Below are 21,704 nucleotides of genomic sequence, written 5' to 3'. Positions count from 1 at the left end.
TCGATCTGGCAAACGAGATCGAACGGCGGACGGAGATAATGAATGAGTAAGGTCGGCACGAGCGACGCCAAGAACACGCTATATTGCTCGTTCTGCGGCAAGAGCCAGCATGAAGTTCGCAAGCTGATTGCCGGACCGACTGTCTTCATTTGCGACGAGTGTGTCGAACTCTGCATGGACATCATCCGTGAGGAGAACAAGTCCTCGCTGGTGAAGTCGCGCGACGGCATCCCGACGCCGAAGGAAATCTGCAAGGTCCTGGACGACTACGTGATCGGCCAGAGCCATGCCAAGAAGGTGCTGTCGGTCGCCGTCCACAATCACTACAAGCGGCTCAACCATCAGACCAAGCACAACGACGTCGAACTGGCGAAGTCGAACATCCTGCTGATCGGTCCGACCGGTTCGGGCAAGACGCTGCTCGCGCAGACGCTGGCCCGCATCCTTGACGTTCCGTTCACCATGGCCGATGCGACGACGCTGACCGAAGCCGGCTATGTCGGCGAGGACGTCGAGAACATCATCCTGAAGCTGTTGCAGGCGGCCGACTACAATGTCGAGCGCGCGCAGCGCGGCATCGTCTACATCGACGAAATCGACAAGATCAGCCGCAAGTCGGACAATCCCTCGATCACCCGCGACGTGTCGGGCGAGGGCGTCCAGCAGGCGCTGCTGAAGATCATGGAAGGCACGGTGGCCTCGGTCCCGCCGCAGGGCGGCCGCAAGCATCCGCAGCAGGAGTTCCTGCAAGTGGATACCACCAACATCCTGTTCATCTGCGGTGGTGCGTTCTCGGGCCTCGAGAAGATCATCTCGGCGCGCGGCCGCTCCACCTCGATCGGCTTCGCGGCGCAGGTGCTCGCGCCGGAGGACCGCCGTACCGGTGAGATCTTCCGTCACGTCGAGCCGGAAGACCTGCTCAAGTATGGCCTGATCCCGGAATTCGTCGGCCGTCTGCCTGTCGTCGCGACGCTGGAAGACCTCGACGAGGCCTCGCTGAAGAAGATCCTGACCGATCCGAAGAACGCGCTGGTGAAGCAGTACCAGCGGCTGTTCGAGATGGAGAACATCGAGCTGACTTTCGCCGACGAGGCGCTTGGCGCGGTCGCCCGCAAGGCGATCGAGCGCAAGACCGGTGCCCGCGGCCTGCGGTCGATCCTGGAGAGCATCCTGCTCGAAACCATGTTCGACCTCCCGGGCCTGGAAGGCGTCGAGGAAGTCGTGATCTCGCGCGAGGTCGTCGAGGGAACGGCGCGTCCGCTCTACATCTACGCGGATCGTTCCGACCGCGCGGTCGAGAGCAGCGCAAGCGCGTAAACGCGCGCGTCACGACCACCAAAATTGCACGGCTGCCGGACGATCCGGCGGCCGCAATGGCGCAGCAATCGCTGCCATTTTGGCGTTGCAGTAAATGCCTGTTTAGCCTGCATTTCCGGGCACTTCTCAGACTTGACACCCCCCGGCCTGATAGCCACCTAATGCTATCGGCGAGGGATCTCATGCGTTGAGATTCGTCGCTTTACGATGCGGAATAAGCGGCTGCTGACGGCAATCTTTTTCCGGATCACCAAGGCACCTTGTGGCGGTCGCGCAAGCAGGCGGACTGCGAGCAAGGGGGCAAAACAAAAGGATAAGGCCATGACGACCTCAAAACCCCGGCCAACGATCGTCCACGGCGAAAGCCATTCCTATCCGGTGCTGCCGCTCCGCGACATCGTCGTGTTCCCGCACATGATCGTGCCTCTCTTCGTCGGCCGCGAGAAATCGATCCGCGCGCTCGAAGAGGTGATGAAGAACGACGCGCTGATCATGCTCGCGACGCAGAAGAACGCGTCCGATGACGATCCGGCACCCGATTCAATTTACGAGACCGGTACGCTCGCCAGCGTCCTGCAACTGCTGAAACTGCCCGACGGCACCGTGAAGGTGCTGGTCGAGGGCCTCGAGCGCGCGCGCGTCGAGAAGTATTCCGACCGCAGCGAGTATTACGAGGCGACCGCGGTCGCGCTCGCCGACACTGACGCCAACTCGGTTGAAGCCGAGGCGCTGGCGCGGTCGGTCGTGTCCGACTTCGAAAGCTATGTGAAGCTGAACAAGAAGATCTCCGCCGAAGTCGTCGGCGTGGTCCAGGCGATCACCGATTTCGCCAAGCTCGGCGATACCGTTGCGTCGCATCTCGCGGTCAAGATTGCCGATCGGCAGGCGATCCTGGAGACGTTGTCCGTCACGCAGCGCCTGGAGAAGGTGCTCGGCCTGATGGAGAGCGAGATCTCGGTGTTGCAGGTCGAGAAGCGCATCCGTTCGCGCGTCAAGCGCCAGATGGAGAAGACCCAGCGCGAGTATTACCTGAACGAGCAGATGAAGGCGATCCAGAAGGAACTCGGCGACGACGAAGGTCGTGACGAGTTGGCCGATCTGGAGGAGAAGATCTCCAAGACCAAGCTCTCCAAGGAAGCCCGCGAGAAGGCGCAGCACGAGCTGAAGAAGCTACGCCAGATGTCGCCGATGTCCGCGGAAGCGACCGTCGTGCGCAACTATCTGGATTGGCTGCTGTCGATTCCGTGGGGCAAGAAGTCCAAGGTCAAGAAGGACCTCGAGGCCGCCCAGGCGGTGCTGGACTCCGATCACTACGGGCTCGAGAAGGTCAAGGACCGCATCGTCGAGTATCTCGCGGTGCAGTCGCGCGCCAACAAGCTGACTGGACCGATCCTGTGCCTGGTCGGGCCTCCCGGCGTCGGCAAGACCTCGCTCGGCAAGTCGATCGCGAAAGCGACCGGCCGTGAGTTCGTGCGCGTGTCGCTCGGCGGCGTGCGTGACGAGGCCGAGATCCGCGGTCACCGCCGCACCTATATCGGCTCGATGCCCGGCAAGATCATCCAGTCGATGCGGAAGGCGAAGACCTCGAATCCGCTGTTCCTGCTGGACGAGATCGACAAGATGGGCGCCGATTTCCGCGGCGATCCGTCGTCGGCGCTGCTCGAGGTGCTTGATCCTGAGCAGAACTCGACCTTCAACGACCACTACCTTGAGGTCGACTACGACCTGTCCAACGTGATGTTCATCACGACCGCGAATACGCTGAATATTCCGGGCCCGCTGATGGACCGCATGGAGATCATCCGGATCGCCGGCTACACCGAGAATGAGAAGGTCGAGATCGCGCGCAAGCATCTGATCCCGAGCGCGCTCTCCAAGCACGGTCTGGACTCCAAGGAATGGTCGATCGACGACGCGGCCCTGCTGCTGATGATCCGCCGCTACACCCGCGAAGCGGGCGTGCGTAACCTGGAGCGTGAGCTCTCCACACTGGCCCGCAAGGCGGTGAAGGAGCTGATGATCTCCAAGAAGAAGTCGGTGAAGGTCACCGAGGCGAACATCGAGGAGTTCCTCGGCGTGCCGAAGTATCGCTTCGGGGAGATCGACAGCGAGGATCAGGTCGGTATCGTCACCGGTCTGGCCTGGACCGATGTCGGCGGCGAGCTGCTCACCATCGAAGGCGTCATGATGCCCGGCAAGGGCAAGATGACGGTGACGGGCAACCTGCGCGATGTGATGAAGGAGTCGATCTCGGCTGCGGCGTCCTACGTGCGCTCGCGGGCGATCAACTACGGCATCGAGCCGCCGTTGTTCGACCGCCGCGACATCCACGTTCACGTGCCGGAGGGTGCGACCCCGAAGGACGGTCCGTCCGCCGGTGTCGCGATGGCCACCGCGATCATCTCGGTCATGACCGGCATCCCGGTCCGCCACGATGTCGCGATGACCGGCGAGATCACGCTGCGCGGCCGGGTGCTGCCGATCGGCGGTCTGAAGGAGAAGCTCCTGGCTGCCGCGCGCGGTGGCATCAAGACGGTGCTGATCCCGGAGGACAACGCCAAGGATCTCACGGAGATCTCCGATGCGATCAAGGGCGGCATGGATATCATCCCGGTCTCGCGGCTGGATGAGGTCATCGCTAAGGCGCTGGTCCGCGTGCCGGCGCCGATCGCCTGGGAAGAGGAGGCCAGCAAGGTCGACGTCAAGCCCGACGCTTCGGATGAAGCCTCCGGCGGCCTGACGGCGCACTGAGCCAACCTCCGATCTGAAAAATCAAACGGCGCCTTCGGGCGCCGTTTTGTTTTGGCAAATGAAGCCGCCTGGCTGGTCAGAATCGCCATGGCGCGGACGAATTCGCTTGCTTCATTGAGGACTTCGACACCGAGCGTTTCTGAAGCCGATCCCAGATCAGAAGGAAGCGATCAGATGACCACCCAATCCGGAGTGCCGCTGCCCCCTGACGATATCAGCCGGAAACTTACGCTATCCCACTCGGACGATCCGATGCTCCGCCATGTCTCGATCGTCGGCGGCACCTACACCATCCTCGTGTCCGGCGAGCAGACTGGTGGGCGCTACTGCCTCATCGACATGCTGATCCCGCCCGGAGGCGGACCGCCGCCGCACCGTCACGACTTCGAGGAGATGTTCACCGTCATCGACGGCGAAATCGAGTTGATGTTCCGTGGGCAACCATATCGGGCTGCCGCGGGCTCGACGGTGAACATACCCGCGAACGCGCCGCACGCGTTCAGGAACGACTCCAACAGGCCGGCGCGTATGCTCTGCATGTGCACGCCGGCAGGCCAGGAAGAATTGTTTTTGGCGGTCGGCGATCTCGTCGCAAGTCGTACCGCGCCGCCGCCCAGCCTAAGTCAGGCTGAGCAGGCCGAGCGCATGGCAAGAGCAAAGGCGCTGTCCGCCAAATACCGGACCGAACTATTGGCGTGAAGAGCGCTTGGTCTCCCTGCTGCCGGCCATGCGACCAGGCCAACGAAGATCAAGCCAACGAGGTGCCCCGCCCCGACGGAGCGCGATCCGGTTGGCGTGTGCTTTGGCGACGGGGGCGGGCCGACCCGGTCGTGCCTCAGTCCTTCACCAGGAGCGCCCGTGTCCGGGTGAATTCGCGACAGCGGGCGAGGCCGGGCCAGACCACCAGCGAGGCCTTCTTGTGGGCTCCGAAGCCGGGCGCCAGCGCCAGCACTTCGGCATGCAGGCCGGGATAGGGGCCGGGACCCGGGCGGAGCAGCGCATCGAGACGGCCGGCGAGAAGATCGGCGACGTCGTCGGTCGCCACCGCCCGCACATAATCGGGCGGCCGCTTCGTGCCGGCGAGATCGGCGAGCAGTCGGTCGGGCTTGTCGCTCAGGGCCGGCGAGATGCCAAGGCGAAGCGGCTTCGTCTTCAGCGCCTTCGCGACCGTGTCGCCGGCCTCCGACAGGCGTTTGAAGGCGTCCGCTACTTGCGGCAGCAGCGCCTCGCCCTGCGCGGTGAGGAGCAGGCTGCGGTGCAGCCGCTGGAACAGCGGCACGCCGAGGGCCTGTTCCAGGTGCTTCACCTGCTGGCTGACGGCACCGGGCGTGACCGCGAGTTCGGTCGCGGCCGTCTTGAAGCTGAGGTGGCGGCCGGCGGCCTCGAAGGCGCGTAGTCCGTTCAGGGGAGGCAAGCGATAGCTCATGGGCGCGGGTCCAGGTGTGAAGGTGACGGCTTCAGAATAGAAAAACTCTTCCAGGCAGTCAGAAACAATCGGTTGAGCGGAGCGCGTGCACGCGGGACAAGACGTGCACCGATCGCGCCTTCGGCAAGATCGTCGTGTCGCAGGGTAACATGGCTGAGATCATCCATCCCTTCTACGAGAAGCATCGAGGTGCGATGGAGGCCGCCATGCGCCATCGCCTCGACCTTGCCGAAACGATGTTACGCGACCGCACGCATCTGTCCGATCTCGACGCGATCAGGCAGCAGGTGATGGATGAATTCGAGATCGTGCTGACCCAAATGCCCTATGTCGGCGGCGCGGCAAGTCGCATGAGCGATTTCTTCATGCGTCTGATCGGCTTCATGGCGATAAGCCGTGTGCTGCGGCGGCACGGCGTCTCGCTGTCCGTGATCGGCGAGATCGAACGGGAAACCTACAAGGCGCAATTGCTCATCGAGCCCGCAGCCGAACGGCTCGCCGCGGGGCGTCAGTTCATGTCGTCGGAGAACCAGGCCTTGCTGCGCGAGCAGGCTGCCAGAAGCCTTCAGAACGAGTACCCCGAGGATTTCGTCTACGATTTCGTCGAGCCGGGCCCGGGTGATAGCTTTGAATTCGGCATCGACTACAAGGCTTGCGGATTCTGCAAATTCGCGGCTCGCCATGGCGACAAGGAAATCCTGCCGAACATCTGCGGGCTTGATTTCGACGCCTATGCAACGCGCGGCATCCAACTGGAGAGGACGCAAACATTGGCCGGTGGCGCGAGCCACTGCAACTTCCGTTTCTCGCGATTGCCGCCGGACTAGTTCTTCTTCTCGACCATGAAATTGCCGAGCGCGCCGAGCGCCATCAGCACGCTGGTGCCGAGGAACACCGCGCGCATGCCGATATGGCCGCCGATGAATCCGCCGGCGAGCGGGCCGATCACCTGGCCGGCATATTGCGCCGAGATCGAGTAGCCCAGCATGCTGCCGGTGACCGCGTCGGGCACGTTGTGCCGGATCACGCTCGCGATGCAGGGCAGCAGGCCGCCGAGCGCGAGCCCCATCAGGAAACGCAGCAGGATCAGCTGCCAGCCGCTGACCACGAAGGCCTGCGGAATCAGCAGCACCGCCGAGGCCGCAAGGCAGACGATGATGATCCGCCAGTGGCCGACGCGATCGGCGAGCTTGCCGAGATGCGACGACGACAGCAGGCTGCCGAAGGCCGCCGCCGACATCACGAGGCCGGCCACGAACGTCACCTGCGGCGCCTCGACCAATTGCGCGACGTAGACCGTGATGATCGGCTCGATCGACATGTTGGCGATCATCAGCAGCAGGCCGGTGCCCCACATCGCGATGACCGGCCGCTTGTCCGGAACCAGCGACCAGCCGCCACGCGACTTGCCGCCTGCCACGGTCTTCGGACGCGCGTCCTCGCGGATCAGGAAGGTGGTGCCGAGGAAGGTGATGAAGATGACGCCGCCGATCAGGAAGAAGGTCTTGCGGATGCCGATCAGGCCCGGCAGCACACCGCCGATCAAGGGACCGACCAGGCTGCCGGCCATGATGCCGGCGGACAGCACGCCGATCGCCCAGCCGGACCGCGCTTTCGGCGTCTGCGCTGCGACCAGCACGGTCGAACCCGACGCGTAACCGCCGAGCAAGCCGGTCAACAGCCGCAGGCCGACCAGCTCATAGACGTTGTGCGCCATGCCGATCAGCGACATCGCGACCGCCATGCCGAGGCTGGCGCGGATCAGCATCAGTTTGCGGCCATAACGGTCCGCCAGCCGTCCCCACAGCGGCGCCGTCAGCGCCGCGCTCAGGAAGGCGGCGCCATAGGCCACGCCCGACCATTGCACGATGGCGGCATGATCGCTCACGCCGAGCTGCTCGACATAGAGCGGCAGGAACGGCAGCAGCAGCGTCATCCCCACGATGGTCGTGAAGGAGCCGAACACGCAGACGATGAGGTTGCGCTTCCAGGGGCCGGCGTCCAGGACTGCTTCGTGATCGACGTCCACGTTCATGTCAGCGCAACCCGATCACGGCGAAGCCGCGCGCCCGCAGGCCACGCCGGTCCTCGTTGAGCGAGCGCAGCAGGCGGTCGCGGGTGTCGGTGATGTGGTCGGCGGCCTCGCGCGCGGCCGCCTCCGGATCGTTGGCCTTGATGAAGCCGAGGATGCGGCGGTGCTCGCGCCAGGCCTGCTCGCGCGAGGGTTCTGTCCACACTTCAAGCCAGCGCGCCCGCGACAGCCGGGTCATGGCGCCCTTGATTGCCTTGACGACGAACGGGTTGCCGGAGAGGCGCGCGATCTCGACATGGAAATCGGTGCCGACGCGGTGCCATTCCTCGCGCGGCGCGCCGGACTGGCAGGCATCCAGCATCTCCTCGACGCCGGCGACGTCGGCTTCGTTCGCCCGCGCGCAGGCGAGGCGGACGGCGGTCGTCTCCAGCGGAATCCGGAACTCGGCCAGCGCCTCCAGTTCGCCGAGGTCGATCGGCGCGACGATCCAGTTGCGGCCGTCGCGGCGCACCAGCTCTTCGCCTTCGAGCCGCACCAGCGCGGCGCGGATCGGAGTACGCGACCCCTCGAACCGGCTCTCCAGCCAGCGCTCGGTCAGCCGCTCGCCCGGCCCGAGATCGAGCGACAGGATCATTTCCCTGAGTTGGTCATGGATCTGAAGCATCTGCGACATGGCTGTCTCTGGGCTGCGTCCCGGCGGGAAGAAAGTTTGGGCTTGGATCGACGCCGTATCCCGATTTGGTATCCCAAACAAGACAATTTCGGGATACCGGGGTTGCGCCGTTGCAGCGCCGCGCGCACGAGCGCGTTACAATGGCTCCGAGCGGTGTGCTCGAGCGGCGTGGGCGGGTGCGCTCTGTTCGACGGGAGAACCCAGGATGCGGATCGACGGGCAGTGCCATTGCGGGGCGGTGACGTACCAGGCCGAGATCGATCCCGAGAGGGTATCGATCTGTCACTGCACCGACTGTCAGGCGCTCACGGGCTCGCCCTACCGAGTTACGGTGATCTGCACCGCCGAGCAGGTCCAACTGACCGGAGGCGCGCCGAGGGTTTACGGCAAGAGGGGCGACAACGGCCGGATCCGCTTCCAGCACTTTTGCGGCGACTGCGGTTCCCCCTTGTTCACGGCCGGCGAGGACGGCGGCCCCGACGACTGGGGCATCCGCTGGGGCAGCATCCGCCAGCGCGGCCAATTGACCCCGCGGCGTCAGGTCTGGTGTCGCTCGGCCGCGCCGTGGATCAATGATCTCGCGGCATTGCCGGCGCGGCCCATGGAGTGAAGACGATCGATTGAGGGTTTGCGACCTTGCGCCTCGGGGGCAGGCGAGGCTAAAGAGGCGCGCAGGTAAGGGCGGCTAGCTCAGCTGGTTAGAGCATCTCGTTTACACCGAGAGGGTCGGGAGTTCGAATCTCTCGCCGCCTACCAGCCTTCGCGGTTCACGGCTACGGACGCAGTGGTTCTCGCTGCGCATCGATAGCGGCAGCGCGAACCGCGAAATTGCTGCCAAATTCAGTCCGGTGTCAGGCTCCCTGACTAGCATCGATCGACGGTTGCGCGCCCGAGATGCGCGCGGCAACGGGACCATCGATGCGCCGGGTTTTGAACGCCATAGCGGTGACCGCCACCTTGCTCGCCGGATCGGCGCACGCTGCACGGCTGACCGGTGACAATGCGGCGTTCGTGGCCAAATTGGCCGGAGGGCTCTACGCGACGATCTATTGCGGTGACACCTATGAGATGGACAGCAATGGTCTGGTCGAATGGGCTGACGGGCGGGGCGTCGATGTCGTCTACCTCCTGCCGAAGTTCGTCGCCGGCGCCAGCGCCTTTGTCGGCAGGCCGTACGATCGCAAGGACATCAATCCGAAAGTTACGCGGCTGATCCGGAAAGTCTTCGACAACCTCGATGATCTGTCACGGCGCAACGGAAAGGACGAAAGCTGCCGCTCGCTGCTTGGCGAGGAAATGTTCGAGCACTTCATCAGGAAGAAGGGAAGCGCGCTCTGAGACCCGATGCTCGCTGAAGCATTGGACGCCACCCGAGCGGGGCTAGCTTGTCGACCGGGATTGCTCCAGGCGTACCTTTCGGAATCTCGCTTCGATCGCAGCCTGGCTCCGCCCCAGCAGCAGTGAAATCTCGCGCGGGGTCTTTCCCGTGTCCCTCAGGAGGAGGATTTTTCGCTCCTCGTCGGCGGTCCACGGTTTCATTCGATAGCCAATGGTTCGGGTATCCGTGTCGTCCATCGTCAGACCGTGCGAACGGGAGAGGTCTTGGAGAGCTAGCCTCCAGTTCTCGCTCCCGTTCAACGCGCGAAATGACGCGGGGCAGCCGGAGCTCCAGCCTTGGGCGGCAGTGACGGACGCGGCGTGCGCGGCGGCGCCATGACCGGGTTGGTCATCGCGTTGGGGCCGCCGATCTGCTCCGTTCGCTTGCCAGGGCCACCCACACTGGTTTGGGCCGCTGCGACACCGGCCGACAGCACCACGGCAAGTCCAGCCAAGATCACCAATTTCATCGGTAACGCCTCCACACCGCGCAGGAGAGCGGATTAAACGGATCAGTTTCGCCTGCCAAGGCTATCGTGGGGCAAAACGGATAGCGCTGTTTGGTGTCCGCGGGCCAGCGTAAGGCTGGTCATGGCGCATGGCGAAGCCAAAGCATGCGCGATTACCAAAACATGAGCAATTTCAGATGTTAGGGTCTTGATCTTGTCGTTTTGCACCGAGACGATCAGACGCTAGATTATCTCGTCTCGGTGATGGCTGTTGCCTGCGCTCAATTGGCACCGACATCGCCGCAATCAGATGGTATTGTTCGCCGCATAACCGGGAACTCGATTCATGCGCATCATCGCTGCCGCTCTTCTTCTGACGGCCTTCATTGCCGGACCTGCATTCGCGCAGGCGGACCACGTTCCGAAATACCGTGAGGAGGTCGAGAAGTCGCCGGCGGATGAAGCCAACGAGCAGAGGCAGCAGCGCGCCTATCAGCGTGCGCTCAACGCCGTGCCGAACCAGAAGCCGGTCGACCCATGGGGCATGGCACGCCCCAATGACGGGCAGGGCACACCGAAGGCGAATGCCGCGAAGACGAAGCCGGCCAAGCCGACGAGCGCGGCCGCCAAATAATCCCGAGCGCGGACCAGGTCGATGACGTACTACCTCTGCAAGCTGACCGGTCCACGCCCGACTCTTCCGCAAGACACGCCGCCGCAGGAAGCCGCGATCATGCAGGCGCACGTCGCCTATTGCGGCGAATGGTTTTGATCACATGGACGCAGGTCACCCGCAAAACGCCGATCAGATTGCCTACTGGAACGGGCCGGGCGGCCAGCGCTGGGCCACACGGCAGGCCGCGCAGGACGTCGTGCTGCGGCCGGTGCTCGACCTCCTGATCGATCGCGCCGCGCCGAAGGCCGGCGAGCGCGTTGTCGATGTCGGCTGTGGCAGCGGCGCCTCGACGTTTGCGCTGGCGGCGAAGGTCGCGCCTGATGGCCGGGTGCTCGGTGTCGACGTCTCAGAACCGATGCTGACACAGGCGCGGCAGAGCGCCCCGCAGGGCCTGCCGGTCGAGTTCGCACTTGCCGACGCAACCGTCTATCCGTTCGCCCCCGAGAGCTTCGACCTGCTGGCCTCGCGCTTCGGCGTGATGTTCTTCGCCGATCCCGCGCTGTCGTTCGCCAATCTGCGCAAGGCGATGCGCAACAGCGGACGGCTGGCCTTCGCCTGCTGGCAGGAGCCGCGCGAAAATCCGTTCTTCATGGCGCCGCTGCAGGCCGTCTACAAGCACGTGCCGAAGCTGCCGCCGCTCGGCCCCGAGGATCCCGGCCCGTTCGCGTTCGCCTCCGAAGCGCGGGTGAAGCGGATTCTGGGCGAGGCCGGCTTCTCCGGCATTGCCATGGAGCCGTGCAAGGTCGAGCTCGATATCGCGACCGGGCGCGGCATCGATGCGGCGATCCAGAGCGCGCTCGAGATCGGGCCCGCCAGCCGCGCGCTGGAAGGCCATCCGGATCAGGTGCGCGCCGCCGCCATCGCGTCGATGCGCGAGGCGCTGGCGCCGTTCGCGAAGGGGGATTCCGTGCCGCTGCCTGGCGCGATCTGGATCGTGACCGCGCGGGCTTCCTAAAGCATGATCCGGAAAAGTGCCAAGCGGCTTTCCGAAAAGATCATGCTTGGACAACAAGCCAAAGCGCGATGATGATTCAATCCAATTTCATCGCGCTTGAGCAAGGGAAGGCTGGGTCGGCTAGTTGAATTGAGCGCGGCACGCCGGGCTGAGGTGGCGCTTGTTCCGCTCCATGCACGCCGTGATATTCTTGACGTTCGGCACGAATTCACGGCAGAGCTTCATGGCGTCCGCCCGGCAGGCCCTGCGTTGTTCCGCAGTGCCTGAATTCGCCTGCGCTCCGCCAGCGACAGCCGCAAGGGCGAGCGTTGCGAGCAGCGTGATCGCGGCGCCTCTGGGCCGACGGATTGCTTGGTTCGTCTCGCAGGTACGTTGCATGACTGTCGTATCCTCTGTTGTCGCCTCGCCGAAGGCTCTTGATCGCGCTTGATGCGCCGTGCCGGGGGCCGCAGGATCTACGCCCGCTCTTCCCAGATCATGGCCAGATGCACGATGGTCTGCACGGCCTTTTCCATGTCCTGCCGGCTGACCCATTCGAGTCGCGAATGGAAGGCGTGCTCGCCGGCGAAAATGTTCGGGCAGGGCAGCCCCATGAAGGACAGCCGCGAGCCGTCGGTGCCGCCGCGGATCGAGGTCCTCACCGGCGTCAGTCCAGCGCGCTCGATCGCCTCGATCGCGTAGGCGACGATCTGGGGGTGGCGATCGATCACCTCTTTCATGTTGCGGTACTGCTGCTTGACCTCGATGCGGTAGGTCGAGCGTGGATAGCCGGTCATGACGTCCTTCACGATCCCTTCCAGCAGCGCTTCCTTCTGCTTCAGACCCGGCTCGGTGAAGTCGCGCACGATGAAGTCGATCCGCGCATTCTCCAGCGCGCCGGAGATCGCCACCGGGTGCAGGAAGCCTTCCTTGCCTTCAGTGGTCTCGGGCGAGCAGGTGTCCTTGGGCAGCCGGTCGACGATCGCGGCGGCGATCTTGATCGCGTGCTCCATCTTGCCCTTGGCGAAGCCCGGATGGGTCGCGACGCCTTCGATGATGACGCTGGCGCCGTCGGCCGAGAAGGTCTCGTCCTCGATGTGACCTGCGGTCTCGCCGTCCATGGTGTAGCCGAAATCGGCGCCGAGCTTCTTGATGTCGACCTTGTCGACGCCGCGGCCGATCTCCTCGTCCGGCGTGAACAGGATCTTGATCGTGCCGTGCTTGACCTGTGGATTGCTGACCAGGAAATGCGCCGCATCCATGATCTCGGCGAGCCCGGCCTTGTTGTCGGCGCCGAGCAGGGTGGTGCCGTCGGTGGTGATGATGTCGTTGCCGATCTGGTCGGCGAGTGCCTCGTGCTCGGCGGCGCGGATCACCTGCGAGGCGTCGGCCGGGAGCACGATGTCGCCGCCGCGATAATTCTTCACGATCTGCGGCCTGACGTTCCTGCCGGTGCAGTCGGGCGAGGTGTCCATGTGCGAGCAGAAGCAGATCACCGGCACCGTCTTGTCGGTGTTGGACGGGATCGTCGCGTAGACATAGCCGCAGGAATCGAGATGCGCGTCTGAGATGCCCATCGCCTGCAGTTCGGCGACCAGGAGGCGGCCGAGATTCTTCTGCTTCTCGGTGGAGGGCGTGGTGGGTGAATCCGGATCGGACTGGGTGTCGATCACGGCATAGCGCAGGAAACGCTCGGTGACGGTGTGCTTGAAGTCGAGGGCCGGTGCCAGCATGAAGACCACGCAGAGGTACGGGACAGGGATAAGGCGCTCAGGCGAAATTGGTTCGCGCAAGCAAAGCGCATCAGGCGCCAGCTCTACAACAGAAAAGCGCCATTCCGGGGCCGCGTCACGAGCCGGAATGGCGCCTGATATCGACCGGGAGAGTTGGAAGCACTAGACGGCTTCCTTGAGCTCCTTGGCGGCGCGGAAGGCGACCTTCTTGCTTGCCTTGATCTGGATCTGCTCGCCGGTCGCCGGGTTGCGGCCCATGCGGGCGGCGCGCTTGCGAACCTGGAGGATGCCGAGGCCGACGATGCGGACGCGCTCGCCCTTCTTGAGGTGCTTGGTGATCCGGCTAACCATGTCGGTCAGGATCGTCTCGGCCTGCTTCTTGGACAGCTCCTGCTCTTCGGCGATGGCCGCTGCCAGGTGCTTCAGCGTGATTGTCGCCGGGGTCGCTGCTTTCTTCGCCATGTGTGGCCCTCCTCGTTGCTGAATGGCTGGATTGCTGCTTTCACGCGAATGGTAAAGCCGTTCGCGTCGGGAAAAGTGTCCGGAAAGGTCCTGAAACGGCCGGTCTGGGAAACGGGCAGCGCCGGGCCGGCCACAGGAACCCAGACCTATCAGGCCTTATTTGATTCGGGGCTTTGCTGACTACGCCGTTTCCCCGAAAACAGCCGGCAACCCGCGTCCACGGCGCAGGGGACAGCCTGCGTTGCGGTTGACGCTCGCAACACCCTCGAAATCCGGAACTGGTGGTAAGTGTTTGATAAGACTGGCGCGAGAGACGGGACTCGAACCCGCGGCCTCCGCCGTGACAGGGCGGCGCTCTAACCAACTGAGCTACTCCCGCGGATGCTGATCATCGGATTGATCCGCGCAGGACCGAGGGCATAAAGGCCCGCATCCCGTTAGTCAAGGACGTTACGGACCCCTGCACAAGCGATGTGCCCGGCCGCATTTTCAGCCGGCGCGAGGTGCTTTGCCCCTGATCGTTCGCACTCGGTTCAATGCGGGCGCCTGCCGACCTCGCTCATGAACCGGCCATGTCGCATCGTGGCCGGTAAAGGTCAGGCCGCGGCACCGACAGCATTGATGGGCTGCGCTGACGGCTGGGAGCTGCGTGAGGTTTCCTCCCGCTGCTCGGGGGTCAGCCACCACAGCAGGAACAGCAGCGCGATGCCGTTCGACACCAGGGCTGTCGTCAACGGCACGTTCATGATCGCTTGAACGGCGATGCCGGATGAGACTGCGATGAAGCGCGGCGAGAGATGGCGCGAGACCATCGATCCCAGTGACAGGATCAGGCCGCAGGCGAACGCCGAAACCGGGGTGAGCGCAAGGCCGACCGATGCAATCCCCTCGGTGGCGAGGAAGGAGGCGTTGAAATTGCCGTCGCGATAGATGGCTCCGAGCGCCGGGCCGAGTTCGCCGTAGGGACAGGCAATCAGCTGGCGCAGGACAGATACCTGGCAGAAGCGGGTCAGTTCACGATGTGCAAAGAAGTCGGCGTAGTGATCGAGCGCGAGGGAGGGGATCGCGACGAAGCGCAGATTGATGGCGCTGAAGATCACGTAGTCCTTGTCCGCGACGAGGACGAAGAACGCGGCCAGACCGACGATCATCGGGACGACATAGGCCAGCACCGTGGCGAGCCGCGGGTCGAACCGGCCGAACAGGAAGAACAGAAATGGCAGCCAGAGCGGCAGCAGCAGAATCGTCTTGTTGTTGACGACCGGGTAGAAGCAGAGTGCGAACAGCAACGTGCCGGCGGCCGGCATCCATTCCCGGCGCGATGCGAAATGCGCGAACAGATAGGGCAGAATCGCGCCGATGATGATTCCGGTGAGATAGTTCAGCAGCGCCGGCCGCGCGACGGCGTTGCGGGCCGTACCATAGGGGTTGCCAAGGCTGGCGCCGAAATACACGTCGGCAATCAGCACGGCGAACGACGCCCCGAGCAGCAGGAACGCGACGCGCTTGATGGCTGTCTCCGACAGGCTGGGTCGCCAAAGCGGGATATTCTGGAACATCAGCGGGATGATCGCCGCGGCCAGCGCGGCGATCATGGCCCAGCGGGCGATGGTGTGCGGATAATCGAACGCGCTGAAGAAGCTCAGCCAGACGAAGCCGAACACGGCTGACAGCAGCGAGAAGCCGACCAGATAGCCGAAGCTGAATCGGCTCACGATGAACGCCGGGATGAAGACCGCCATGATGGCGGTGCCGAGGATCGCGTGCGCGCTGACGTCCGATCGCCAGAAATGCATGGCGGGGAATGCATGCCCGCAGGCGATCATCGAGCCGATGCTGAGGATGAAGAATCCGAAGATCGAGACCCCGACAAACAGGTCATCGCGCGTCAATTTCATCGGCCGGCCCGAATCTGAAAGCTGCTTCACAGCTAGCCGGTCGGCCTCGGACAGCGCAAGTCAAGCTAAGTTAACCGAGGCGGGCGATCCGCGTCGTCATGTTTCCACTCTGCGACTTGTCACAGTGACGCCATATTGAATCGGCCGCGGCAAGACGCCGACGCGATCACGCGAAGAATGCGGCGACCGCGACCAGATCGGCTTGTCCTGGCGCCTCGCCGCGCAGATTGGCGTCGATGACGCGGCGGCAAGCCTCGACGGTATGGGTATCGCCCAATTCATTGGCGGCCTCGAGGATCGACCAGACCGTATCCATCGGAACGTCGCTTTGCGCGGTGGTTTTCGGGTCTGATAGCATCGGGTGGGGCCGGGCTAGAATTCGAACAGGTCGCGGCCGCGCCGCGCCAGGATGTGCAGGTCTGCCACAGTGCCGCGCACGGCGTTGCAGCGCCGGCATTCGATGACGGTGTCGCCGGACGCGTGCGCCGGATCGGCGACCTTGATTGCGAGGCTCCCGCAATCCGTGCAGATGATCTTGAAGCCGGTTGTAATGACTTGCTGTTGTAAATGCATTGTGGGCCTGCGCCTCTGTTGACACCTACCGTACGGAACAATTTTTAAGACTGGGGTCGCGGAGCAGATCGCAATCGAACGACCGTGTTAGGAGCAGCTTAAGATTTCGCCGCCGCCACGCGGCCCGGCCGATGCTTGGCGGAAGCAATAATTGGCGGAAGCAATAAAAAGGCCGCCGGGCGGCGGCCGTTCTCCCGGTGAAGCGCTCGATGGCCTCAGCGAACGGTCGACGTCTCCGACGACGTGATCGCAACGGGCTTGCCGGCCTTGATCACCTGATTGGTCTGGGCGGTCTGGGTGAAATCCGCGTTGTGCCGCGCCGAAATGCCGAACGCCGCAACCCCGATGGCCGCAACAAGAGCAACCACCACAATCTTGAGGTGGGTCGCGCGGTCAGCTGAATGGATCGAGTGGTTCATGGTCGCCTCCGGGCGTCTATGCGCCGTCTATGGCAGCTACTGGTAAGCCCGATCTGTTTCCGGATCGTTTCGTGAGTTCCGCGAAATGGTTTCGTGCCACGAAGCGATTGGTTTCACCGTGTCTTGCGTCACACAGGCGGAGAGCTGAAACTGGCGCCAGGCGCGTGAATGCGCCTGGGAGAAAAACAATAATGAAAACAAAGATCATGACCCGCAGAAGCGTGCTCGGAGCTGGCTCCGGCGCGGTCGCCGCCACGATGTTTGGCAAACGAGCTATTGCCGCGGCCGAGTTCGACTTTAAGCTTGGCGTTGACACCCCGGAAACCCATCCGCTGACGATCCGTCTCGCCGAAGCGGCCAAGGCGGTCGCGGAGCGTTCGTCCGGCCGGCTCAACATCACGGTGTTTCCGAACAGCCAGCTCGGCGGCGATCCCGAGATGCTGTCGCAGGTCCGGGCCGGCGGGATCGAGCTGATGGCCGCGCCGAGCTTGACCCTGTCGATCCTGGTGCCCTTGTCGGGCTTGCCCAGCATCGGCTTTGCCTTCCAGTCCTACGACCAGGTCTGGGCCGCGATGGACGGCGGCGTCGGCGATCTCGTGCGCGAAGCGATCACCAGGAGCGGCGTGGTGCCGCTCCGGAAGGTCTGGGACAATGGCTTCCGCCAGATCACCTCGTCGTCGAGCCGGCAACTCAATGGCGTCGACGATCTCAAGGGTTTCAAGATCCGCGTGCCGGTGACCGCGCTTCTGACCTCGCTGTTCTCCGGTCTCGGCGCGTTGCCGTCGAGCATCTCCTACAGCGAGCTCTATTCGGCGCTGCAAACCCATATCGTCGAAGGGCAGGAAAACCCGCTGGCGCAGGTCTCGACCGGCAAGCTCTACGAGGTGCAGAAGTACTGCGCGCTGTCGAACCATTGCTGGAGCGGCTACTGGATCATCGGCAACCGCCGCGCGATGGCGGGCCTGCCGCCTGATCTCGTCGAGGTCATCAATGCCGCGTTCGATGCGGCAGCAGTGAAGGAGCGCACCGACCTGGTCGAGATGGACCGCTCGTTGCAGGCTGAACTGACTGGGAAGGGCATGACCTTCAACAAGCCAGATCATGTACAGTTCAGGGCCGCGCTGGTGAAGGCCGGGTTCTACACGCAGTGGCAGAAGACCTATGGCGCGGATGCGTGGGCGGCGCTGGAGAAATACACCGGCAAGCTGACGTGACGAGATCGACGCGACCCGAACCAATCACCCGCGGATCCGGGTGCCCCGGCGCGAGGAGGCCTTTCGGTCGTCTTTCGCGGGCCGTGCCGCCGGTAGCGACAGAAATTCTCCGACGCTGGCTTGGCAGAAATCGAGATAGGCACGGACGATGCTGGAGGGATGGCGATGCGACGGATAGAGCAGGCTGACTTCCTGCTCCGGCATCGGGTGATCTGCGAGCACCGCGCAAAGCTTGCCGCTTTGGAGGTGCGCGGTCGCGAGAAAGGGGGGCAGTTCGGTCAATACCTCGCCTGCCAGAGCCCGGTTGCGTAGATGCAGGTACGAGTTCGTGGACAGAATCGCTTGCGGCCGGACGACGTGCTCGCCGAGGCGCCAGGAAGCGCCACTGTTGGTGTCTCGACACCAGACCGCGCAGGGGCGGTGGGTTATCTGATCCGGTGTGTCCGGGGTGCCAAACCGCTTCATGAATTGCGGGCTGGCAACGAGGACGTGTCGATAGACCAGGAGCCTTCGCGCCACCATGGCTTCGTGGACGAGAACGCCGACGCGGAGTGCAACGTCAATTCCCTCTTCCACGAGATCAACTCGGCGATCGGTGGTGTAGGCACTGACCTGGACGTCGGGATAGCGTCGCTGGAATGCGCCGATGAGCTCCCACCACGGCTCAAATTCCGTCGGCAGTGAAATCCGCAGACGCCCCCGCAAACGCGCCTGATCGCTCTTCGCGGCCTCTTCCGCTTCGGCCAGCGCGTCAATTCCGAGGGTAGCGCGGTCGTAGAGCCGGGTGCCGATGTCGGTCAGCTTCGTGCCGCGCGCCGATCGCTCCAGCAGGGCGACCTTGAGCTCCTTCTCAAGCTCGCGGATTCGCCGGCTCAATGTCGGCAGCGGGATCCCCATCCGCAGCGCGGCGGCCGACAGGCTCCCCGCCTGGACGACGCTGACGAACATCTTGACGGCGTTGAGATCCATTCGGAAAGCCTATCATAAATGAGAGGCTAGTTGCCAGATCAATCAGTACCGGATCGATTTTGAGTAGCCTAGGTATCGACCGTCGCGCTTGCGATGCCACATCGAACCCAAGGAATCTGTGCGATGCCAATCGAAAACCTCCTCAAGACCTACGAAGCCGCTCTCAACGCAGGTGATGTCGACGCAATCATGAAGCTCTATGGGCGGGAGCCCGCTTTCATGCCGCAGCATTCTCCTGCGCTGATGGGGCGAGAAGCTGTCCGGGCTGGCTACGAGCAGGTGTTCAGGACGATCAAACTCGACGTCAAATTCCATATCCACGAAGTCGAGACGTTCGGGGATTGGCAATGGGTGCGCACGAGCTCGACCGGCCGTACCAGGATTCTGGCGGCGGGGCTCGAGATCGACGAGGGCAACAACGAACTGTTCATCTTCCGACGTGAGGACAGCGTGTGGAAGATCCATCGTTATCTCTTCGCAACTACGCAGCCACGGGCTTAACTTGGCGGCTCAGATCGGCGGTGGCGCTTCTTGCGGAAGCGTCGCCCGAGCGACCGCATTGGTGAAGGCGCAGCGAAGGGGTCTCCGGTCGCAGCGCCACCTTCACTGATGTGTCGTGAGCCGCGTAAATCCGTCGTCGCTCCAGTCGTTGCTGCCCACGCCGTGCCGCACGAAGAACACGCCCGCCGGATCGTACTTCTGCTTGATCTGCAGGAGCCGCGGATAGTTCGCGCCCCAATAGGCTCGCTGCCAGTCCCGCTCGAAGAAACTGCTTTCCGCGAGATAGGCGCCGCCATCCGGCGCGACCTTTCTGAGTTCGCCCACCGCGTTGGCAATGGCTGCGGCATGCTTGCGCGCGTCAGCCAGGTCCGGCTCGTGACCTCTCAAGGCCGGATAGGCCGGCGGGCCCTCGCTCGCGATGATGGCGAGCGCGAAGGCATCGATCACGGCCGGGTTCGTCGCAGTCTGCTTCGCGGTGGCGATCGCGGTCTCCGATCCGCCGGCCAGCCCTTTCTGGAAATGCAATTCGACCGTTGAGTGCTGCGCCGCCGCGAGCAGGGCATCGACGAGCCGCTCGCGATCCGCGCCGTCCAGCAGCGAAGCTGCCAGCCACAGCGATTCGAAGCCATGAATGAAATGTCCAGCCTCGCTCAGATTTGCGGTCCAGAACGCGTTGTCCGCCGGAGCGCCGGGACGATCGTCGAACTGGATCGCCTGCGGCGCACGTTGCCTGATATAGTCGAGGTCCCAGCGCCGCGCCGCCGGACCGGTGCGGATCGACGGCGCGCGAACGAAGGTGAATTCGTCGCGCGCCTCGGTGACGAAACCAATGAAGGGCTGCCACAGCTCGTCGGCCTGCGGCTTGGCAAGGCCCTGAAACGAGAGCTGGATGTCGAGCACGTTGCCCGGCTTGACGTTGACGATCTCGCCCCAATGCGGATTGTGCAGGCGCGCAGCGTAGAGATCGATGAACGCCCCGATCAGCTTGCGGAATGACGCGCTTGACGCGGCGCGGACCGTCATGTTGGCGAAGCCGAAGAGGTCGGGAAGTGAATGGGTCCGCAAAGTCATGCGGGCGACGACACCAAAAGTGCCTCCGCCGCCGCCACGCAAGGCCCAGAACAAATCGGCATTGTTGCGGGCATTTGCGATCCGCGCGACGCCGTCCGCTGTCACGATTTCGGCTTCCAGCAGGCTCGCTGCGGCGATGCCGTAGTTCTTCGAGTAGCTGCCGAACCCGCCGCCCTGCACCAGACCCGCGACGCCGACCGTGCCGCAGCCACCGCCTTGCACGTAGCGGCCACCTTTGGTGGTCACCTCGTTGTAGACGTGCATCCAGATCGCGCCGGCGCCCACGGTGACGGCCGGCTGTGGCGGATCCTCGCAGCCCCGCGCGATGAAGCCGTCATGCAGCGTGATGTCGTTCATCGCGCGCGTCCAGATCATCAGCGAATCCGGTGCGCTCGATGTGCCGAGATAGCTGTGGCCGCCGCCCCTGACGACCAGCCGGAGATTGTTGTCACGGGCAAAATTGACGGCAGCGACGATGTCGGCGGTGTCTCGCGCCGCGACAGCATAGACGCTCGGCTCCGACGTCCAGGCGTCGAGATAGCCCGTGGTCTGGGTCAGGGCCGGGTCGTCGCCGATGGAGTAGGGATTCTTCAGCTCCCTGAATGCGTCGCGGCAGGCCGGACCGGAAGGATTGTCGCGACATGCCTCCAGCGGCGATCTCACGGCGATGAGGCGCCCCTTCGTCTGCTCGTTGAGTCTGTTCCAGCTGGCGGCCGACGGCCATTCGGGATCCGAAGGACGTGCTCGCCGGAGTGGGCGCGAGGCGGACCCGCCTGCGCTTTCCGCAGCCGGCGCGGGCCTCGGTCCGATCCATCGCGCCAGCGGGGCGAGGGCGGCGCAAGTCAGCAGGTCGCGACGATTCATGGGCTGATCGCCTGTCCGTGGACGAGAACGCGCGGCAGAATAGCAGCGCCATGCATGACTACAATCCCAACCGCGCGATCGCCGCGACCTTCAGGCGCTGCCCGGCACCAGCTTCATCGCCAACGGCGCCGCGCAGGCCAGCGACTCCGCGCTGACCACGGCATCGCTCGCGATGAACTGGCGCAATGGCTGGGCGGCATCGGCGACGTTCGAGGGCGAGTTCTCCAACGTCATCTCGAGCTACGCCGGCAAGGGCGTGGTGCGGTATCACTGGTGAGGCACGCCGATTACCTCAGGCGTAATCGCGCGCGCGACGTCTCCTTGCGATGATCGGTTGATGGCTGGCGACAAAGTCGCCACACGAT

Annotated in this window: 22 protein-coding genes, 2 tRNA genes and 1 pseudogene; 12 read left to right on the top strand and 13 right to left on the bottom strand. The window is 64.0% G+C overall.

Annotated elements, in window-relative coordinates; translation table 11 throughout:
• The first annotated feature begins 42 nt into the window (after positions 1 to 42).
• The 3 genes from clpX (at position 43) to CWS35_RS26230 (ending at position 4,767) form a co-directional block, all read left to right on the top strand.
• Entirely contained in the window at positions 43 to 1,317 is a 1,275-nt protein-coding gene (gene clpX / locus CWS35_RS26240; protein ID WP_024583449.1) for an ATP-dependent Clp protease ATP-binding subunit ClpX, read from the top strand.
• 321 nt (positions 1,318 to 1,638) lie between these two features.
• Positions 1,639 to 4,068 (top strand): endopeptidase La, encoded by a 2,430-nt coding sequence (gene lon / locus CWS35_RS26235; RefSeq protein ID WP_024583450.1) that lies wholly within the window; start codon positions 1,639 to 1,641, stop codon positions 4,066 to 4,068.
• 174 nt (positions 4,069 to 4,242) lie between these two features.
• Positions 4,243 to 4,767 (top strand): cupin domain-containing protein, encoded by a 525-nt coding sequence (locus tag CWS35_RS26230; RefSeq protein ID WP_100954622.1) that lies wholly within the window; start codon positions 4,243 to 4,245, stop codon positions 4,765 to 4,767.
• Between the two features lie 136 nt (positions 4,768 to 4,903).
• Here the strand turns inward: CWS35_RS26230 and CWS35_RS40520 are convergent, their stop codons facing one another.
• Positions 4,904 to 5,494 carry a LysR family transcriptional regulator gene (locus CWS35_RS40520; protein WP_100954620.1) on the bottom strand — a complete coding sequence of 197 codons (591 nt, stop codon included), beginning with the start codon at positions 5,492 to 5,494 and terminating at the stop codon, positions 4,904 to 4,906.
• Between the two features lie 149 nt (positions 5,495 to 5,643).
• Here CWS35_RS40520 and CWS35_RS26220 point away from each other — a divergent pair, with 149 nt between their 5' ends.
• Positions 5,644 to 6,321 (top strand): L-2-amino-thiazoline-4-carboxylic acid hydrolase, encoded by a 678-nt coding sequence (locus tag CWS35_RS26220; RefSeq protein ID WP_100954618.1) that lies wholly within the window; start codon positions 5,644 to 5,646, stop codon positions 6,319 to 6,321.
• Here the strand turns inward: CWS35_RS26220 and CWS35_RS26215 are convergent.
• Both CWS35_RS26215 and CWS35_RS26210 read right to left on the bottom strand, forming a co-directional pair.
• The gene (locus tag CWS35_RS26215) at positions 6,318 to 7,529 is read right to left on the bottom strand and encodes an MFS transporter (RefSeq protein WP_100954616.1); all 1,212 of its coding nucleotides are present in this window, start codon (positions 7,527 to 7,529) and stop codon (positions 6,318 to 6,320) included. The genes CWS35_RS26220 and CWS35_RS26215 overlap by 4 nt on opposite strands.
• A gap of 1 nt (position 7,530) precedes the next feature.
• Entirely contained in the window at positions 7,531 to 8,199 is a 669-nt protein-coding gene (locus CWS35_RS26210; protein WP_100954614.1) for a GntR family transcriptional regulator, read from the bottom strand.
• Between the two features lie 205 nt (positions 8,200 to 8,404).
• On the opposite strand from CWS35_RS26210, the gene CWS35_RS26205 reads away from it, so the two are divergent.
• The 3 genes from CWS35_RS26205 (at position 8,405) to CWS35_RS26195 (ending at position 9,537) form a co-directional block, all read left to right on the top strand.
• Positions 8,405 to 8,809, top strand: coding sequence for a GFA family protein (locus tag CWS35_RS26205; RefSeq protein WP_024583456.1), 405 nt, complete (start codon positions 8,405 to 8,407; stop codon positions 8,807 to 8,809).
• A gap of 69 nt (positions 8,810 to 8,878) precedes the next feature.
• Positions 8,879 to 8,955 (top strand) — tRNA-Val (locus tag CWS35_RS26200).
• A 162-nt stretch (positions 8,956 to 9,117) separates the two neighbouring features.
• On the top strand, positions 9,118 to 9,537 hold the full coding sequence (locus CWS35_RS26195) for a hypothetical protein (protein ID WP_157817236.1): 420 nt from the start codon (positions 9,118 to 9,120) through the stop codon (positions 9,535 to 9,537).
• Between the two features lie 296 nt (positions 9,538 to 9,833).
• Here CWS35_RS26195 and CWS35_RS39120 read toward each other — a convergent pair whose 3' ends face one another.
• The gene (locus CWS35_RS39120; RefSeq protein WP_157817235.1) at positions 9,834 to 10,046 is read right to left on the bottom strand and encodes a hypothetical protein; all 213 of its coding nucleotides are present in this window, start codon (positions 10,044 to 10,046) and stop codon (positions 9,834 to 9,836) included.
• 325 nt (positions 10,047 to 10,371) lie between these two features.
• Between CWS35_RS39120 and CWS35_RS26185 the strand changes: the two genes are divergently transcribed.
• On the top strand, positions 10,372 to 10,659 hold the full coding sequence (locus CWS35_RS26185) for a hypothetical protein (protein WP_100954607.1): 288 nt from the start codon (positions 10,372 to 10,374) through the stop codon (positions 10,657 to 10,659).
• A 142-nt stretch (positions 10,660 to 10,801) separates the two neighbouring features.
• Entirely contained in the window at positions 10,802 to 11,656 is an 855-nt protein-coding gene (locus CWS35_RS26180) for a class I SAM-dependent methyltransferase (RefSeq protein ID WP_100954605.1), read from the top strand.
• Positions 11,657 to 12,111: 455 nt separating this feature from the next.
• Here CWS35_RS26180 and pepT read toward each other — a convergent pair whose 3' ends face one another.
• From pepT to CWS35_RS26140, 7 genes are all read right to left on the bottom strand, one after another.
• Positions 12,112 to 13,368 (bottom strand): peptidase T, encoded by a 1,257-nt coding sequence (gene pepT, locus CWS35_RS26170; protein ID WP_100956672.1) that lies wholly within the window; start codon positions 13,366 to 13,368, stop codon positions 12,112 to 12,114.
• A gap of 162 nt (positions 13,369 to 13,530) precedes the next feature.
• Positions 13,531 to 13,854 carry an HU family DNA-binding protein gene (locus CWS35_RS26165; protein WP_256372051.1) on the bottom strand — a complete coding sequence of 108 codons (324 nt, stop codon included), beginning with the start codon at positions 13,852 to 13,854 and terminating at the stop codon, positions 13,531 to 13,533.
• A gap of 278 nt (positions 13,855 to 14,132) precedes the next feature.
• Positions 14,133 to 14,209 (bottom strand) — tRNA-Asp (locus CWS35_RS26160).
• Between the two features lie 217 nt (positions 14,210 to 14,426).
• Positions 14,427 to 15,728 carry a hypothetical protein gene (locus CWS35_RS26155; protein WP_100954601.1) on the bottom strand — a complete coding sequence of 434 codons (1,302 nt, stop codon included), beginning with the start codon at positions 15,726 to 15,728 and terminating at the stop codon, positions 14,427 to 14,429.
• Positions 15,729 to 15,894: 166 nt separating this feature from the next.
• A complete protein-coding gene (locus CWS35_RS26150) occupies positions 15,895 to 16,044 on the bottom strand; it encodes a hypothetical protein (RefSeq protein WP_244442288.1) in 150 nt (49 codons plus the stop codon).
• A 56-nt stretch (positions 16,045 to 16,100) separates the two neighbouring features.
• A complete protein-coding gene (locus CWS35_RS26145; RefSeq protein WP_100954599.1) occupies positions 16,101 to 16,301 on the bottom strand; it encodes a hypothetical protein in 201 nt (66 codons plus the stop codon).
• A gap of 215 nt (positions 16,302 to 16,516) precedes the next feature.
• Positions 16,517 to 16,720, bottom strand: coding sequence for a hypothetical protein (locus CWS35_RS26140; RefSeq protein WP_024583466.1), 204 nt, complete (start codon positions 16,718 to 16,720; stop codon positions 16,517 to 16,519).
• Positions 16,721 to 16,977: 257 nt separating this feature from the next.
• Here CWS35_RS26140 and CWS35_RS26135 point away from each other — a divergent pair, with 257 nt between their 5' ends.
• Complete coding sequence (locus tag CWS35_RS26135; RefSeq protein WP_100956670.1) at positions 16,978 to 17,934, top strand: TRAP transporter substrate-binding protein; 957 nt, start codon at positions 16,978 to 16,980, stop codon at positions 17,932 to 17,934.
• Between the two features lie 24 nt (positions 17,935 to 17,958).
• On the opposite strand, the gene CWS35_RS26130 is transcribed toward CWS35_RS26135, so the two are convergent.
• Positions 17,959 to 18,903 (bottom strand): LysR family transcriptional regulator, encoded by a 945-nt coding sequence (locus CWS35_RS26130; RefSeq protein ID WP_100954597.1) that lies wholly within the window; start codon positions 18,901 to 18,903, stop codon positions 17,959 to 17,961.
• A gap of 123 nt (positions 18,904 to 19,026) precedes the next feature.
• On the opposite strand from CWS35_RS26130, the gene CWS35_RS26125 reads away from it, so the two are divergent.
• Positions 19,027 to 19,404 carry a nuclear transport factor 2 family protein gene (locus CWS35_RS26125; protein WP_100954595.1) on the top strand — a complete coding sequence of 126 codons (378 nt, stop codon included), beginning with the start codon at positions 19,027 to 19,029 and terminating at the stop codon, positions 19,402 to 19,404.
• Between the two features lie 102 nt (positions 19,405 to 19,506).
• Here CWS35_RS26125 and CWS35_RS26120 read toward each other — a convergent pair whose 3' ends face one another.
• Positions 19,507 to 21,138 carry an FAD-binding oxidoreductase gene (locus CWS35_RS26120; RefSeq protein ID WP_210202731.1) on the bottom strand — a complete coding sequence of 544 codons (1,632 nt, stop codon included), beginning with the start codon at positions 21,136 to 21,138 and terminating at the stop codon, positions 19,507 to 19,509.
• Between the two features lie 254 nt (positions 21,139 to 21,392).
• Here CWS35_RS26120 and CWS35_RS40695 point away from each other — a divergent pair.
• Positions 21,393 to 21,616 (top strand): annotated as a pseudogene (locus CWS35_RS40695) (hypothetical protein); the annotation flags it as partial.
• Positions 21,617 to 21,704: the final 88 nt, after the last annotated feature.

Origin of the sequence: Bradyrhizobium sp. SK17 (assembly GCF_002831585.1) — a bacterium.
Lineage (GTDB): Bacteria > Pseudomonadota > Alphaproteobacteria > Rhizobiales > Xanthobacteraceae > Bradyrhizobium.
This window is presented reverse-complemented; position numbering and strand designations above follow the sequence as displayed.

What these genes read in the sequence shown, in the direction of transcription:
- CWS35_RS26215 (WP_100954616.1), bottom strand. Translation starts at nt 7,529, where the DNA reads ATGAACGTGGACGTCGATCACGAAGCAGTCCTGGACGCCGGCCCCTGG.
- CWS35_RS26135 (WP_100956670.1), top strand. Translation starts at nt 16,978, where the DNA reads ATGTTTGGCAAACGAGCTATTGCCGCGGCCGAGTTCGACTTTAAGCTT.
- CWS35_RS40520 (WP_100954620.1), bottom strand. Translation starts at nt 5,494, where the DNA reads ATGAGCTATCGCTTGCCTCCCCTGAACGGACTACGCGCCTTCGAGGCC.
- CWS35_RS26125 (WP_100954595.1), top strand. Translation starts at nt 19,027, where the DNA reads ATGCCAATCGAAAACCTCCTCAAGACCTACGAAGCCGCTCTCAACGCA.
- CWS35_RS26140 (WP_024583466.1), bottom strand. Translation starts at nt 16,720, where the DNA reads ATGAACCACTCGATCCATTCAGCTGACCGCGCGACCCACCTCAAGATT.
- CWS35_RS26145 (WP_100954599.1), bottom strand. Translation starts at nt 16,301, where the DNA reads ATGCATTTACAACAGCAAGTCATTACAACCGGCTTCAAGATCATCTGC.
- CWS35_RS26195 (WP_157817236.1), top strand. Translation starts at nt 9,118, where the DNA reads ATGCGCCGGGTTTTGAACGCCATAGCGGTGACCGCCACCTTGCTCGCC.
- CWS35_RS26185 (WP_100954607.1), top strand. Translation starts at nt 10,372, where the DNA reads ATGCGCATCATCGCTGCCGCTCTTCTTCTGACGGCCTTCATTGCCGGA.
- CWS35_RS39120 (WP_157817235.1), bottom strand. Translation starts at nt 10,046, where the DNA reads ATGAAATTGGTGATCTTGGCTGGACTTGCCGTGGTGCTGTCGGCCGGT.
- lon (WP_024583450.1), top strand. Translation starts at nt 1,639, where the DNA reads ATGACGACCTCAAAACCCCGGCCAACGATCGTCCACGGCGAAAGCCAT.
- CWS35_RS26155 (WP_100954601.1), bottom strand. Translation starts at nt 15,728, where the DNA reads ATGAAATTGACGCGCGATGACCTGTTTGTCGGGGTCTCGATCTTCGGA.
- CWS35_RS26205 (WP_024583456.1), top strand. Translation starts at nt 8,405, where the DNA reads ATGCGGATCGACGGGCAGTGCCATTGCGGGGCGGTGACGTACCAGGCC.
- CWS35_RS26150 (WP_244442288.1), bottom strand. Translation starts at nt 16,044, where the DNA reads ATGGATACGGTCTGGTCGATCCTCGAGGCCGCCAATGAATTGGGCGAT.
- pepT (WP_100956672.1), bottom strand. Translation starts at nt 13,368, where the DNA reads ATGCTGGCACCGGCCCTCGACTTCAAGCACACCGTCACCGAGCGTTTC.
- CWS35_RS26130 (WP_100954597.1), bottom strand. Translation starts at nt 18,903, where the DNA reads ATGGATCTCAACGCCGTCAAGATGTTCGTCAGCGTCGTCCAGGCGGGG.
- clpX (WP_024583449.1), top strand. Translation starts at nt 43, where the DNA reads ATGAGTAAGGTCGGCACGAGCGACGCCAAGAACACGCTATATTGCTCG.
- CWS35_RS26210 (WP_100954614.1), bottom strand. Translation starts at nt 8,199, where the DNA reads ATGTCGCAGATGCTTCAGATCCATGACCAACTCAGGGAAATGATCCTG.
- CWS35_RS26220 (WP_100954618.1), top strand. Translation starts at nt 5,644, where the DNA reads ATGGCTGAGATCATCCATCCCTTCTACGAGAAGCATCGAGGTGCGATG.
- CWS35_RS26180 (WP_100954605.1), top strand. Translation starts at nt 10,802, where the DNA reads ATGGACGCAGGTCACCCGCAAAACGCCGATCAGATTGCCTACTGGAAC.
- CWS35_RS26230 (WP_100954622.1), top strand. Translation starts at nt 4,243, where the DNA reads ATGACCACCCAATCCGGAGTGCCGCTGCCCCCTGACGATATCAGCCGG.